12 protein-coding genes are annotated in these 14101 nt (G+C 56.6%); 4 read left to right on the forward strand and 8 right to left on the reverse strand.

The window, feature by feature from the left end:
* Positions 1 to 24: 24 nt before the first annotated feature.
* Positions 25 to 1341: a xylose isomerase gene (xylA, locus tag PSTEL_RS22365; protein WP_038698780.1), complete on the reverse strand. Its 1317-nt coding sequence runs from the start codon at positions 1339 to 1341 to the stop codon at positions 25 to 27.
* A 310-nt stretch (positions 1342 to 1651) separates the two neighbouring features.
* On the opposite strand from xylA, the gene PSTEL_RS22370 reads away from it, so the two are divergent.
* A complete protein-coding gene (locus tag PSTEL_RS22370) occupies positions 1652 to 2812 on the forward strand; it encodes an ROK family transcriptional regulator (RefSeq protein WP_179944942.1) in 1161 nt (386 codons plus the stop codon).
* 208 nt (positions 2813 to 3020) lie between these two features.
* Here PSTEL_RS22370 and cobA read toward each other — a convergent pair whose 3' ends face one another.
* The 4 genes from cobA to nirB form a co-directional block, all read right to left on the reverse strand.
* Positions 3021 to 3788, reverse strand: a complete 768-nt coding sequence (gene cobA, locus PSTEL_RS22375) for a uroporphyrinogen-III C-methyltransferase (RefSeq protein WP_038698784.1) — start codon at positions 3786 to 3788, stop codon at positions 3021 to 3023.
* Positions 3785 to 3916: a hypothetical protein gene (locus PSTEL_RS28775; protein WP_281176734.1), complete on the reverse strand. Its 132-nt coding sequence runs from the start codon at positions 3914 to 3916 to the stop codon at positions 3785 to 3787. Before PSTEL_RS28775 ends, cobA begins: the two co-directional genes overlap by 4 nt.
* A 116-nt stretch (positions 3917 to 4032) precedes the next feature.
* Positions 4033 to 4350, reverse strand: coding sequence for a nitrite reductase small subunit NirD (gene nirD / locus PSTEL_RS22380; RefSeq protein ID WP_038698786.1), 318 nt, complete (start codon positions 4348 to 4350; stop codon positions 4033 to 4035).
* Positions 4347 to 6803: a nitrite reductase large subunit NirB gene (gene nirB / locus PSTEL_RS22385; RefSeq protein ID WP_038698788.1), complete on the reverse strand. Its 2457-nt coding sequence runs from the start codon at positions 6801 to 6803 to the stop codon at positions 4347 to 4349. Before nirB ends, nirD begins: the two co-directional genes overlap by 4 nt.
* A 515-nt stretch (positions 6804 to 7318) precedes the next feature.
* On the opposite strand from nirB, the gene PSTEL_RS22390 reads away from it, so the two are divergent.
* Both PSTEL_RS22390 and PSTEL_RS22395 read left to right on the forward strand, forming a co-directional pair.
* Positions 7319 to 7921, forward strand: coding sequence for an ANTAR domain-containing response regulator (locus tag PSTEL_RS22390; protein WP_038698790.1), 603 nt, complete (start codon positions 7319 to 7321; stop codon positions 7919 to 7921).
* Positions 7922 to 7927: 6 nt separating this feature from the next.
* Complete coding sequence (locus tag PSTEL_RS22395) at positions 7928 to 8977, forward strand: anthranilate phosphoribosyltransferase (RefSeq protein WP_038698792.1); 1050 nt, start codon at positions 7928 to 7930, stop codon at positions 8975 to 8977.
* A gap of 129 nt (positions 8978 to 9106) precedes the next feature.
* Here PSTEL_RS22395 and PSTEL_RS22400 read toward each other — a convergent pair whose 3' ends face one another.
* From PSTEL_RS22400 to PSTEL_RS22410, 3 genes are all read right to left on the reverse strand, one after another.
* Complete coding sequence (locus tag PSTEL_RS22400; protein WP_038698794.1) at positions 9107 to 9343, reverse strand: glutaredoxin family protein; 237 nt, start codon at positions 9341 to 9343, stop codon at positions 9107 to 9109.
* A gap of 66 nt (positions 9344 to 9409) precedes the next feature.
* Positions 9410 to 10351 (reverse strand): thioredoxin-disulfide reductase, encoded by a 942-nt coding sequence (trxB, locus tag PSTEL_RS22405; protein WP_038698796.1) that lies wholly within the window; start codon positions 10349 to 10351, stop codon positions 9410 to 9412.
* Between the two features lie 264 nt (positions 10352 to 10615).
* Entirely contained in the window at positions 10616 to 12622 is a 2007-nt protein-coding gene (locus PSTEL_RS22410; protein WP_038698798.1) for a heavy metal translocating P-type ATPase, read from the reverse strand.
* A gap of 857 nt (positions 12623 to 13479) precedes the next feature.
* On the opposite strand from PSTEL_RS22410, the gene PSTEL_RS22420 reads away from it, so the two are divergent.
* Positions 13480 to 13956: a GNAT family N-acetyltransferase gene (locus PSTEL_RS22420; protein WP_038698802.1), complete on the forward strand. Its 477-nt coding sequence runs from the start codon at positions 13480 to 13482 to the stop codon at positions 13954 to 13956.
* Positions 13957 to 14101 lie beyond the last annotated feature (145 nt).

Raw genomic sequence — 14101 nt, forward strand, 5'->3', positions numbered from 1 at the left:
TATCGTCAGCCCGCAGCTCTTCGCCTATTCGGCCAGAATGTATTGGTTCAGGATCGAATGCAGCAGTTCATGGCGTCCCGATTCGTTCGGACGCGGATTTTCGTTGGACAGCGCATATTCGGCGAGGGAAGCCAGCGTAGCTTTGCCTGCAACGACGTCGGCGCCGATGCCTTCCTTGAAGCTGCTGTAGCGCTTCTCGATAACGTCTTCGAATACGTGGTCTTCGATGAGCTTGGCAGCAACCTTCAGACCCTTGGCATAAGTGTCCATGCCCGCGATGTGCGCAAGGAACAGATCCTCCGGCTCGAAGGAAGCGCGGCGCACCTTGGAGTCGAAGTTGATGCCGCCCTTGCCGAGGCCGTCATTCTTCAGCACTTCGTACAGCGTCAGGGTGGAATCGTACACATTTACCGGGAATTCATCGGTATCCCATCCGAGCAGCATGTCGCCCTGGTTGGCGTCGAGGGAGCCCAGCACGCCGTTGATGCGGGCAACGCGCAGCTCATGCTGGAACGTATGTCCGGCCAGCGTTGCGTGGTTGGCTTCCAGGTTCAGCTTGAAGGTCTTCTCCAGACCGTATTTCTGCAGGAACGCAAGCGTAGTGGCGGCGTCGAAGTCGTATTGGTGCTTGGTCGGCTCCTTCGGCTTCGGCTCGATCAGGAACTGGCCGCCGAAGCCGATTTCCTTCGCATAATCGTTCGCCAGGTGGAACAGGCGGGCGATGTTATCCTGCTCCAGTCCCATATCGGTATTCAGCAGCGTTTCGTAGCCTTCGCGGCCGCCCCAGAACACATAGTTCTCGGCGCCGAGGCGCTTGCCGACTTCCAGACCCTTCTTGATCTGTGCGGCGGCATGGGCGTATACATCGGCGTTGCAGGTCGAGCCTGCGCCGTGCAGGAAGCGCGGGTTGGTGAACATGTTCGCCGTGTTCCACAGCAGCTTTTTGCCGGAGGACTTCATGCCCTGTTCCAGCAGATCAACGATCGTATCGATGTTGGCGTAGAATTCGCGCAGCGAATCGCCTTCAGGAGCGATGTCAATATCATGGAAGCAGTAGAACGGGATGCCCGTCTTGTCCAGGAATTCAAAAGCGGCCTCAACACGGGCCTTCGCCTTGTCCATTGCGCTGTAGCCGTTCCAGCCGCGCACCGCAGTTTCTGCGCCGAACGGGTCGGAGCCGCCTGCGCACAGCGTGTGCCAGTAGGCCATGGCGAAGCGGAGATGCTCCTCCATCGTCTTGCCGGCGACAACCTCTTCGGCATTGTAGAATTTGTACGCGAACGGATTCTTGGAGCGGCTTCCTTCATAAGAAATCTTGCTTACGTTCTCAAAATAAGCCATTACAGCTTCCTCCTCATATTTGGAAAAATGAATGATAGTGCTCTAACCATCGAGCCGACAGCAAACGTTTACAAGAGCAGTTTAGCACATCCTTTCGACTTTGTATATTGCTTAAACAAAGTTTGTTTAAATCATTTTTTGGATTGCAATTCCGATACGTTGGCACTAGACTAGAAGGCATATCCATACGAAGTCACAAGATAAACGCCTGCCAGTTACTGCGGATACCGGGCGTTTACCGGATATTTATAAGATCACGATTCGTGATGCAGCTTATACATTTTTATTTATGAAAAAGGAAGTGCAGACTGTGAGAGTCACCGGCGATCAGGCGTTGGTCAAGAAAATCAATAAATCCCTCATCCTCCATACCATTCGCAAAGAAGCGCCGCTCTCTCGCGCCAGAGTGTCGGAAATGACCGGCCTGAATAAGGCGACCGTCTCGAATCTCGTGGCCGAGCTGTGCCAGGAGCAGCTTGTGCTGGAGGTCGGTCCCGGAGAATCGAGCGGCGGCCGCAAGCCGGTGATGCTGCATTTCGGCTCCATGGCCGGCGTTGTCATCGGCATGGAACTGCGGGTGAAGCAGCTGACGGCCATGCTCTGCGACCTGGGCGGCCGGGTGCTTTATGAAAGCGATTCCCCGCTTGAGCAGCACAAGCCCGCTGCCGTTCTGGCCCAGATGAAGAAGATGATCGCGGAGCTCTCGGAGCAGGCTCCCCCTACCCCCTACGGCCTGGTCGGTATCGGCGTCGGCGTCCCCGGAATGGTGGACGAGAACGGTGTCGTCCTGTTCGCTCCCAACCTGGGCTGGGAAGGGGTCGATCTGTACAGCGAGCTTCAGTCCGAGTTCTCCGTTCCCGTTGTGATCGACAACGAAGCCAATGCCGGGGCGCAGGGCGAGCTCAATTTCGGCGCCGCCCGGGATACCCGCCACCTGCTCTACGTCAGCGCAGGCTCCGGTATCGGCTCAGGCATCATTATCGACGGGCAGCTCTACAAGGGAGCCAGAGGCTATGCCGGAGAGACGGGCCATATGACGATCGAGTTCGCCGGACTGCCCTGCAGCTGCGGAAGCCGCGGCTGCTGGGAGCTGTACGCCTCGGAGAAGACCTACGATAACCCCGGTCTCCCTCTCCCGGCGCGGACTACTCCGGAGCTTGTGGCGCATGCCGTGCTCGGCCAGCAGGAAGCGATCGATCACTTCGCCAAGCTTGGCGAATACCTCGGCATCGGGGTAACCAATCTCGTCAACAGCTTCAATCCGGAGGTCATCGTCATTGGCGGACCTCTCTCGGAAGCGTCGGATTGGCTCGCCGAGCCGCTGCGCCGTACCGTGGCGGGCCGCACGCTGCCCTACCACAAGCGCAAGCTTGAAATCTCGTTCTCCACGCTGGGCAGCCGCGCGACGATGACAGGCGCGGCCTTCGCGGCGGCCATGCATTTTCTCGGTTCGGTTCGGGTGAGTCTGTAGAGAGGCGTGACCGTTCTTAAGGAGCTGATCAGCTTTGACAAATACGACTCCCCGCTGAGACTCTTCCACACTCGACCAAAAGCGGCGCCTCCTGCTAATTGCCGGAGGCGCCGCCGTGTATGCCGTATTCCCATAATAATTAACGCTATTGTTCGTACCGGCGTGAAGAGCAGAGCCTGCTATTCACGCCTCTTTGCCTGTGCTGGCGCTAGCCGATCATGGACTTGGCGGCTGCCTCCAGACTGGCCAGCCGTTCCCTAACGGCCACCACTTCGCCGATGATGATCATCGCCGGGTTGCCGATCTTCAGGCTGGCGGCGAGCTGCCCGATGTTCTCCAGCGTGCCCGTAACCGTCCGCTGGCGAGCGGTCGTTCCGTTCTCGATCAGGGCCGCCGGTGTGGACGGCTGCTTCCCGTGCCGAAGCAGCTCGGCCTGAATGCGCGGCAGCTGGCCCACGCCCATGTAGATGGCGATGGTGTCCACCCCATCGGCCAGCCGCTTCCAGTCCACGGGTTCTTCGGCATCGCTGCTCCGGCTTCCCGTAACGACGGCGAAGGATGCCGCAATACCCCGGTGGGTCAGCGGAATTCCGGCGGCCGCAGCCGCTCCGACCGCCGAGGTAATGCCCGGAACCACCTCCCACGGAACACCCGCTTCCGCAGCTGCCAGCACCTCTTCTCCGCCCCGTCCGAACACGAGCGGATCTCCGCCCTTCAGCCGGACCACATTCCTTCCCAGACAGGCATGATGGATCAGCGTCTGCTCGATCTCCCGCTGCGTCATGCTGTGGCTGCCCGGCGACTTGCCGCAGTAGATGAGGCGTGCCTCAGGCTTGGCGTACTCCAGCAGCTCATCGGAAACCAGGCGGTCGTAGAGTACGATGTCGGCATCCTGAATGCGCCGCATCGCCTTGACCGTGATCAATTCGGGATCGCCCGGGCCCGCTCCGACAATGGAAATGCGGCCTGGCTTCATAGGCTTCCCTCCAACCGGATCATCGGACTTGTCATATCCATGCCCCTCTCCATGATTGTCAGCTCCGCCTTGACCCTGCCGGCCTCAATGATGAACTCCGGCCATTCACCTGGTTTCACATTATCCATTGTACAGTCCTCCTCTATAGGATAGGGCTTCCTCGATCTTGACTGATGCCCAAGGCCCGCCGCCGGTGCGGCCGTTCATCGGCGCACCGGCTGCGGGCCGATTCCGCTTAGCAAGATCAGATCATAAGATAGACCGCTCCGCTGACCGGATCGACTTCCACCTCGTAGGTCGGCACGCAGCCGTGATCCGGCTCCTGAACCTGGCCTGTATGCAGGCTGATCCGCCAGTCATGCAGCGGACAGTGAACCTTGTCTCCGCACACCATGCCTTCCGATAAGGCGCCGCCCTTGTGGGGGCATTTGTTCTCCACGGCCAGAACCTCGCCGCCCGACAGCCGGAACAGAGCGATTTCCAGTCCGTCCAGCTTCAGCACCCGGGAGCCTTTACGGTCGATATCCTCTATATAGGCCACCTGTCTTTTAGGTTTAATCATGCCGTAACCCCTCCCGAAATGCGATCCTGCTCCTCTGCGATCGGCTCGAAATTTTTGCGCAGATCCTTGTCGTTCACAATCTGCTTCCACGGGTCGGTCATGACGCTGAGCGCCGTCCCGATTCGCTCCCCGAGCGCCGTCCGTTCATCCGGATCGGCAAGGGCCTCCTTGATGCTGTCCAGCCCGACCCGCTCGACCCAGTTCGACGTCCGCTCATTCCAGCTCGCGTTCTCCCGGTAGTACTGCAGGAATGCGCGTGCCCACTCGACGACCTCATCCTCCGTCCTCACGACACACAGGAGATCGGTCGCCCGGACGTGCACGCCGCCGTTGCCGCCGACATGCAGTTCCCAGCCGCCGTCGATCGCCACGACGCCGAAATCCTTGATCGTCGCCTCCGCACAGTTGCGTGGACATCCCGAGACGGCCAGCTTCACCTTGGCCGGGGTATTCAGGCGTTCGAATTCCCTCTCCAGCCGGATGCCCATGGCAATGGAATCCTGGGTGCCGAACCGGCAGAACGTGGAGCCAACGCAGGTCTTGACCGTGCGCAGCGTCTTGCCGTAAGCATGGCCGGATGGCATATCGAGCTCTTCCCAGATTTTCGGCAAATCCTTCTTCTGGACGCCCAGCAGGTCAAGCCGCTGCCCTCCTGTGAATTTCACCATCGGCACATCGAACTTCTCCGCCACCTCTGCAATCTTCTTCAGCTCCGCAGGCGAGGTTACGCCTCCATAGATCCGGGGAACGACGGAATACGTGCCATCCTTCTGAATATTGGCGTGATACCGCTCATTCGTAATGCGGGATTCCTTCTCGTCCCTGTACTCTTCCGGCCAGAGCATGCCAAGGTAGTAATTGAGGGATGGCCGGCACTTCGAGCAGCCTTCCTCCGTATTCCAGCCCAGCACGTTCATCACTTCCTTGACCGTCTTCAGCTCCATCCGCTTGATCTCCGCCACGATCTCGTCGCGGCCGAGGCTCGTGCAGCCGCAGATGCCCTCCTTTACCTGGACAGCCGAATCTCCCGCATACAGCTCCAGCAGCCCTTCCACCAGCGGCTTGCAGCCGCCGCAGGAAGCCGAGGCCTTCGTGCAGGCCTTGATCTGGAGGACACTGTTGCAGCCTCCTTCCGTGATGGCCTGGGCGATGGCTCCCTTGGAGACGCCGTTGCAGCCGCAGATGATTTCATCATCCGCCATCGCCTGAAGGCGGCTGGCCGGAGAAGCCTTCGCCATGCCCGCGCCGCCTTGCAGTCCCAGCAGAAGGGACTTCTCCTGTCCCTTGATGCTCTCTCCGCTCTTGATCAGCGAGAAGAGCTGCGGGCCGTCCGCGGTGTCGCCGAAGAGCACCGCTCCGATCAGCTTGTCGTCTTCGATGACAAGCTTCTTGTACACGCCGTCGATCTCGTCCTGGTAGCGAAGCGCCCGCGATCCCGCCGGCTCCTCATAGCGGCCGGCCGAGAAGACGTCGACGCCGGATACCTTCAGCTTGGTCGAGGTGACCGACCCTTCATAGCCGTTCGTCTCGGCGCCCGCCAGGCGCTTGGCGAGCACAGCCCCCTGCTCGTACAGCGGGGCGACCAGGCCGTAGGCAATTCCCCGGTGCTCCGCACATTCGCCGATTGCGTAGACGTTCGGAACATTCGTCTCCAGATAATCGTTAACGAGAACGCCTCTGCCGACGCTAAGGCCGCTCTTCTCTGCAAGCGCCGTGTTCGGCCGGATGCCGACCGCCATGACGATCAGGTCGGCATCGGCCGACGTTCCGTCCGCGAAGAGCAGGCTTTTAACCCGCTTATGGCCGAGAATGGCTTCCGACTGCTTTTTCAATAGAAATTGCATGCCCTGGGCTTCAAGCTCCCGCTGCAGCATCAGTGCGGCTTCACGGTCCAGTTGGCGCTCCATAATGTAGTCATGGATGTGAACGACCGAAACGTTCATCCCCAGATGGAGAAGGCCTCTTGCCGCTTCAAGTCCGAGCAGCCCGCCGCCGATCACCACAGCATTCCGGTAGGTCCTGGACGTCTCCATCATCGTCTCGCAATCTTTAATGTCACGGAAGGCGATAACTCCTTCTTTATCCGCTCCGGGTATAGGCAGCATGAACGGGTTGGAGCCGGTCGCCAGAATCAGCTCGTCGTAATCGGCCAGAATGCCTCCGTCCGAAATGACAACCTTGTTTCGGGTATCGATTTCGGTAACCGTATGGCCTTTATGCAGCGTAATATGATGGGATTCATACCACTCGTCGTCATTCAGCACGATTTCGGACAGGTCGGCTCCGCCGGCCAGAACGGAGGACAGCATGATCCGGTTGTAGTTCGGATGCGGCTCCGCACCGAAGATCGTAATGTCATATTTATCGGGAGCCAGCTTCAGCAAATGCTCAATCGCCCGTACCCCTGCCATACCATTGCCGACAAGCACCAGCTGTTTACGAGATGATTCCATTTCTTTCCCTCTCCTCTCCATGAGAACCTCGATAATCCGAAATAAGACCAATACGCCTGCAGCACTTATTCTGTGGAGTTCAAACGGCGTTGTTCGTACTGCGGCAGCGTCGAATACCGACCTTTTTAGCGTGAACGCGCAGCCGAGAAACTCAAAAAGCCCGCCGCATGCCGGACCGCGAAGAGAAATCTCCAGGGATCGTGACATGCAAGCAGGCGCCATTGCCGCTTTATTCGGGGTACGCCATTGTACCCGTCAAAGAAATTGTTAAATGTAATATACATGACGATTTTCGAAACGTCAATAAATTTAACATATAAAATTTTATTTTTCAAAAATATCGACATCCCGCCCTGTACTGTGTAATATAAATTCACATAAGGACACCATTTCGAACGCCGGCGAGCTAGAAGGAAGGCAGGTTCGGCGTTTTACCCGAGTCCATCATGATTTCATGTTCCGAATTAAATGAAGTTATGCATTATATGAAAGTTTGAAAAGAGGGGCGTCCGACTATGCATTCCTTATTGGTTGTATATGGCGGTCTTGACGGAGAGTTGTCTCCTGACAAGACCGAAGCCGGATCCAGACCGGAATTCATTCTCCGATCATGCGGATATATCGCCCACGTGGCGGCATCGCGGGAAGAAGCCGTTTCGCTGCTGTGTGACGCCGACGCCTCCATCCTGTATTTGCCCGTCACGGAACTGGGACCCTGGTCGAAACTGATCCGTTCCCGCAAAACCGCCCCTGTATTGTGGTGGTGCTCGGACCTGACGGCCAATCTGTCAGCCGAAGCGTGCGACGACAACATCATGGCGGACGGCATTCTTTCGCCGCATATGCATCCCAAGGACATCCACTGGAGTCTGCATTTTGGTGCCAGACAGTGCTTCGAGCGCAAGCAGTGGATGAAGGAGAAGGAGCAGCTGCTCTCCCGCCTGGAGGAGCGCAAATGGGTTGAAATGGCCAAAGGTATTCTGTCCAAAGCCAAAAACATTTCCGAATCCGAAGCATACGATCTGCTGCGCAAGCAGGCGATGAACGAGCGCAAGCGCATGGTGGACGTCGCCACCCAAATCGTCAAGGTCTATCAGATGCTTCAGGATCAACCATAAGGGGGAATCGCCATGATTAACGTGCTGAAAGAAGTGGCCCGCGGCAAGCGCGGAGCCCGCGATCTCGGCTATGGCGAAGCCCTGGCTGCCGCTGAAGCCATTCTGGGACAATCCGCTACTCCAGCGCAGATCGGGGCATTTCTCGCCGCCGAACGCATCAAGCTTGAGAGCCTGGAGGAGCTTGAAGCCTTCGTAGCCGTCTGCCGAAAATACGCACAGCGGGAGCAGATCCAGCGCGGGCTCGACTGCGCAGGACCTTACGACGGCCGTGTGCGCTCCTTCGCCGCGACATTTCCTACCGCCTTTCTTCTCGCTTCGGCGGGTCTGCCGGTAACGCTCCACGGCTCGGCATCTCTTCCTCCCAAATGGGGAATCACCCTCCGGGACCTGATCGAAGAATCCGGCATCCCTTCCTCCTCGTTCGCCCGCGAGCACGCCATCCACACCGCAGCGCGGAGCAGCGTTCTCTACGCAGACTCCGAGGTTTGGTGTCCTCCGCTTGGCGGACTCCGGAGCATCCGGGAAGAACTTGGCATGCGCACGATCTTCAATACGGTCGAGAAGCTGGCCGATTATGCCTGCTCCCCTTACCTGGTATTCGGGATTTACCATAATACGGTCTTTGACCGCCTCTCCCGGCTGCTCGCCAGGCTGGAATACCGCAGGGCGCTGGTCGTTCAGGGTCCGGAGGGCTCGGAGGACGTCCATATCGACCGCCCGACCCGGGTATACAGAGTCGGGAACGGCGAACCGGATCTCGATGTCATCGATCCGGATGCCTACGGACTCGATACCGCCGTTCCCGAAGTGGAATGGACGGCTGCGCTTCAGCTCGAAATGGCCGAGGAAGTGCTTCAGGGCGGCGGGCATCTGGCTTTCTATAACCAGGTACTGCTTAACGGGGCGGTCCGGCTGCACTTGGCCGAACGCGTCGATTCGATCGAGGAGGGCGTCTACACCTGCAAAGACCTGCTCGATAACGGCAGCGCCTGGAGAGCCTATGTGCTGTGGCGCAAGACGATGCTCTCCGGCCCGCCGGTTACGTATCCCGTATAAGAAACGGTCCCTCACACTCCGCAGCCTCCCCAACTTGACTCAGGGCTGCAGCAAAAAAGCTGGCCGTGTCATCGATGACACGGCCAGCTTTTTTCGTTCATATATCATTTTGATCCTGGTATGCGGCTCTTACTCGGCAGCAGCCAGCACTTTGTCGAACTTCGTTTTGTTCATGCCGACGATCTTGTGCTCACCGATTACGGTTACCGGCACGGCACGCATGCCCATATCCCATACCTGTTGGGCGTAGTCGTCATTCTGTTCAATATTGCGTTCCTCGAAGGCGACTCCCTTCTCGGTCAGAAAGCTCTTTACCTGCTTGCAATGCGGACAGTTCGTCGAAGTATACACCACTACATTTTCCATGGTTAATTCCCTCCTGGACATTATTTTATTTTGTATTATAGCACCTGAAGCCTCAGGGTTTAAATGTTACTGCATAACCGCGCTGTGTTCCAGGCTTTCAATGTACTTCTCGGCATCCATTGCCGCTTTGCAGCCGCTGCCTGCCGCCGTAATCGCCTGTCTGTACCGGGTGTCCTGAACGTCGCCGCAGGCGAATACGCCCGGAATGTTCGTCTCGGAGGTTCCCGGTACTGTTACGATATAGCCGTTCGCATCGGTCGTGATCTGGCCGCCAAGGAATCCGGTGTTCGGATGATGGCCGATCGCCACGAATACGCCGCTGGCCGGGATTACTTCTTCCTCGCCCGTCTCATTGTTCAGCACCTTCAGACCGGTCACGCCGTTGTCGCCAGCCAGCACTTCGAGCGGTGTGCGGTTCAGCGCCCATTCCACCTTGGCGTTGTCGCGGACACGGTCCTGCATGATCTTGGATGCACGGAGCTCATTGCGGCGGTGAACCAGCGTCACCTTTGAAGCGAAGCGGGTCAGGAAGCCGGCTTCCTCAAGCGCCGAGTCTCCGCCGCCCACCACGATGATCTCCTTGTTCCGGAAGAAGAAGCCGTCGCAGGTCGCACAGGTGCTGACCCCTCGTCCGACATTGTCCTGTTCCCCGGGAATACCCAGATATTTCGCTGTGGCTCCGGTGGAAATGATCAGCGTATCGGTCTCAAGCGTACCCATGTCCTCCACATTCAACTTGAACGGACGCTCGCCCAGCTCCACGCTGTTCACCCATCCGGTGATGAATTTCGCGCCGAAGCGTTCAGCCTGCGCACGCATATTGTCCATCAGCTCGGGTCCCATGATGCCTTCAGGGAAGCCGGGGAAATTCTCGATTTCCGTCGTCGTGGTCAGCTGGCCCCCTGGCTGGGGACCTTCGATGACGAGCGGATTCAGATTAGCTCGGGCCAGATAGATGGCGGCGGTCAGACCCGCAGGTCCGGTACCGACGATAATGGATTTGTACATGGACAGTTCCTCCTCAAATGAGACGCGGATAGGCAGCTTCCCTTGCTGTTATGCAGCAGCGTTGCTCGTATCCTTGGCTTTTGTTTTATTATGGGACTGCAGCTCCCCACCGTCAAATGATGAGCCGGGGATTTGCTTGTTTAGAATTATTATAAAGTAATATTTATTATGAAAGGTTGAGAAGAATATGTCAATATCGATGGGCCCGAGTTCAAAAAATATTTTGTGAACAATTTAATTTTTAGAATCTAAATTTTTGCAAGGTTAGCGAAGCAGCCGCAGGCCGTTCAGAATAACCAGGATGGTACTGCCTTCATGACCGACAACCCCGAACGGCAGGGCAATTCCCTCGATAAAATTGCTGAGAATCAGCAGCACGATCACCGAGATCGCAAAAGTCATATTCTGCTTCACGATCCGCTGCGAACGGCGGGCCAGCGAGATGGTCGATGCTATCTCTTCAATATTATCGTTCATCAGCACCACATCGGCTACCTCAAGAGCCGCACCGCTGCCTTTCATCCCCATGCCCATACCGACCGTGGCCTGCGCAAGAGCGGGCGCATCATTAACCCCGTCGCCGACCATAACCGTAGGCCCGTATTGCTCCCGGAGAGCGGCGATATGCTTCACCTTATCCTCGGGCAGAAGGTCGGCAAAGACCAGATCGACACCGGTCTTCGCTCCGATCGCCCGGGCCGTCGCCTCACGGTCTCCGGTCAGCATCGCGACCTTGATGCCAAGCGCCTGCAGCTTGCGTACCGCTTCAGCCGCCTCGGTGCGCACCGTATCCTGCAGCGCGATCATGCCCGCAACCTTGTCTCCGTCCAGGATGACCGAGACCGTCTTCCCTTCCTTCTCCAGTTCGGCGCGGCGCTCTCTCCAAATAGAGAGGCCCTCATCGTTCAGCCGGGCTCCGGGCTCATCCACCGCATCTGCGCCGGCGGCCGCTCCGGACAGTTCAGCCTGATCCAGAACATTCGACTTGCCGATCTTCCACAGCTTCCCGCTGACTGTGCCCTCCACTCCCCAGCCTGTCAGCGAACGCGAATCCGTTACACTGCGAAGCTCGAGGCATTCCTCGTCGGCGGCCCGGACGATGGCATCGGCAAGCGGATGCCGGGACAGGCTTTCAATCGAAGCGCATACGGTCAGCAGCTCCTGACGGTAATAGCCTTCACCGACAATGAAGTCAGTCATCTGCGGCGTGCCCTCGGTCAGCGTTCCCGTCTTGTCGAACGCGACGACGGCGGTGCGGGACATATTTTCCAAATGCGCGCCTCCCTTGAACAGAATGCCCCGGCGGGCGCTCTTGGAAATGGCGGACAGCATGGCGGGCATAATCGACGATACCAGAGCACAGGGAGAAGCTACAACCAGAAAGACCATCGCTTTATAGAAGGTTGTGTTCCACGACCAGTCCAGGACAAAAGGCGGCAGCGCGATCAAGAGCACCGTCAGCAAGACGACAATCCGGGCGTAAATGGACTCGAACCGCTTGATAAAGCGCTGGGATTCCGGCACTTCCTCCTCGGCATCTTCCACCATCTTAACGATCTTCGCGAACAGCGTGTTCTCCGCCGATTTGGTTACTTCGACATACAGCGCGCCTTCGCCGTTCAGCGTACCCGCGAACACATCGTCTCCGGCATATTTCTCCACCGGCACCGATTCCCCTGTAATCGAGGATTGGTCAACCGAGGATTCGCCCCGGTACACGAGGCCGTCGGCGGGAATCAGTTCGCCCGGACGCACGAGCAGGAGATCGCCGACAGCCAGATCGTTAATCGACACCTCGTTCATGGCGCCCTGGTCGATGCGCACAGCCGTTTGCGGCTTCAGCGCGATCAGCGCGGAGATATCCTTGCGGCTGCGGTCCATCGTATAGCTCTCCAGCGCCCCGCTCATGGCGAAGATAAAGATCAGCATGGCTCCTTCGTTCCAGTAGCCGATCGCCGCTGCACCCAGCGCAGCCGCAATCATCAGCAGGTTGACATCAAGATCATGCTCTTTAACGAGCGTCTCGACCCCTTCCTTCGCTTTGATCCATCCGCCGACCGTATAGGCCGCGATATAGAGCAGAATCGACACCGTCGCGAACGATGAATGAATACTCCAGGCGAGAAGCATTAGCGCTCCGCTTCCGAGCGCGGCTCTCATCTCCGTATTCTGGAGCATTTCCTTGGGATCAAATCGCCTGCCTTTAGGCGCACCCGGTTTCTTCTGTTCTTCATATGCTGCGATTCTTGGCAATTGTTTGGCTTCCTGCATGTCAGACACTCCTTTTTTATATGTTTGGGCGAAGAGCAGCATTCACTGATAATGAGAGCCATTCTTACAGCCCTTAAAATGACACATGCTGCCCCGGCTATGCCGGGACAGCATGTTAATTGAGAATGAAAATCATTGTTTCCATGGTACAACTTGTTTTCCTTAATGCAACTTATACTTAGTATATACCCCTTTTTCGATTTTTGTAAACGGTGGAAGCCCGTTTTGCGGAAAAAAGTGCCGCCGAATGGCGCCGGGTACTTCCTGGTGCGGAGGATACCCTCAAAAAACCTCACCCTCGACGAAGGCAGACTTGAGGGTGAGGTTTTCTCTTTTGAAGCGTTCCAGTCCAAATCCTATAAGCCCAAGAGTCGGTAAATGGATGGAATCGATACCAAGTTCTACGCAATAGTGAACAGCTCCACCGCTCACTTAAGGTTGAATGACCCAGCTAAACGGCTAAGACTTGTCGGAAATTTCGTGGGATGTCATGATGATCATCCGCTTCCATTCTTTACGGCTGCATCAACAACCTTCCCGCCTCCTTCAAGGAGCAGCGTACCGCTAGTCTGGGTCATGTCCAAATCATAAATGATTAAAAAAATTCATTCTCCAGGTAATTGGCGGCCCCATAGGCTTATCTGTGAGAATGTCTCTAAGAAGTATTGCTCGCAGCCTGCGAGGCAGGTCGGGTACCCCGTATAGAATCAAGAAATGACCAGTTCCATAATATTCCGAATAAGATGATCATTCAAAAAGCTTCACTTCTAGAGGAATCTTTCTCATTGACGGGTATCTTTTTATGCTTTAACATCACCTCCAAATCATCCCATACACGAAAAATATAGGAGGTTCACATGATTGAACAAGCGCAGAAAACGGATTTGCCGGAAATCCTGAGGCTGCAGAAACTCTCTTTCCAGTCTGTAGCAGCTGCTGTCGGCAACTATAACCTCGCACCGCTTACCCAAACGCTTGTCAGCATCGAAGCAGAATTTACAAGCTCGCTATTCCTAAAAAAAACAGATAACGGAATGATTACGGGTTCTGTCCGCGCCCGCCTTGATGATCAAGGCGTATGCCACATTGGCCGCCTAATCGTACACCCCGATTATCAGAGAAGAGGGTTCGGCCGGGCCTTGATGCTCGAAATCGAGACGCGAATTCAGCCCAATGACTGTTTCGAAATATTTACAGGCTCGTCCTTCACCGATACCATCCGTTTGTACAAACAGCTTGGCTACGCCGAAACCATTAAGAAGGATATGGAGCATGTGAGCATGCAATTTATGAGAAAAAGCAGCCGCTGGAGGCAAATGGAGGGCAGCCTTTAATAATCTAGAGGGATTTGACCGGTTAGAACGTATTCTGCCGATTCAGCAGCAGGATGAAATTATTCCCTTTGGCGAAGTGGTGCCACGCGCTTTTTTCAACGAATGATTGGATCGGACTAGCATTTTAAAATGAAACATCTTGCCG

Origin of the sequence: Paenibacillus stellifer (assembly GCF_000758685.1) — a bacterium.
GTDB lineage: Bacteria > Bacillota > Bacilli > Paenibacillales > Paenibacillaceae > Paenibacillus_AQ > Paenibacillus_AQ stellifer.